Source organism: Streptomyces termitum, assembly GCF_014650175.1.
Lineage (GTDB): Bacteria > Actinomycetota > Actinomycetes > Streptomycetales > Streptomycetaceae > Streptomyces > Streptomyces termitum.
Genome location: NZ_BMUL01000052.1, coordinates 1 through 777, shown reverse-complemented (window position 1 = coordinate 777; position 777 = coordinate 1). Strand labels below are relative to the sequence as shown.

1 protein-coding gene is annotated in these 777 nt (G+C 48.6%); it reads right to left on the bottom strand.

Annotated features, from left to right (window positions below):
• Positions 1-657 (bottom strand): hypothetical protein (locus tag IE219_RS32720; protein ID WP_189983727.1); only part of this gene is annotated, 657 nt, incomplete at its 3' end.
• Positions 658-777: the final 120 nt, after the last annotated feature.

Below are 777 nucleotides of genomic sequence, written 5' to 3'. Positions count from 1 at the left end.
AGTATTTTGGCAAACCCGGCGAACGGTTTTGTACTTGATGCACAACGAGCCAATTAGCTTGCAGCACTCCCTGATTTCGCACATTATTTTGAAGAATAGCTGGCAAATGTCATCCAGAGTGATAGGCCTTCCACCCGGAATACCACTTGGGGTAGGTGCCTTTCCACAGTCTTTCACTTTGTACAAGCAGCCATTGAGAATATCCAAAATGGCTCGGAGCTCATTGACCAAGTCCCAACTAAGTTGATCGGCATCAGGGTTGACATCACCGGTGCAGAGACTTCGAATGGCGTTGGTGTGAGGCAAGATTGCATTGAGCGTGTCTGATAGGTAAGCATGCACTCTGATTTGCTTGAAAGAAAACCGTCCTGAAGAGCGTTCATGGGGCGGTTGGGGCATGGTTCGCGTTGCCACGGGGAGCACCTCCGAAATGATCGAGGTGGGAAGCTCAAGCAGGTTGCCTAGAAGCCGCTTTTCGAGCGCCGGGCTCGATCCTCTCTTTTCGAGAAGTGGGCTAGTGACGGCCTCAAGTGAAGCAAAGATAGGTTCGACCTGGGGTTCAAGAAGGCTGTCTTCGCTGATAACTGAATTCTTGCTTTCCACGGCAGCGATGGATAAAGCACTTGCAACAAAAGCGAAGGTAAAGAAGTTGACCATCTTGAGAGAGCGATTGAGATCTTTTCAGGGTGACAATATCGGGGCAAAAAGAAATAAGGATAGAAAGATGGGGATGAAGGAACGTATTATGATTAACAAATCCAACGGAGGTACTGAGGT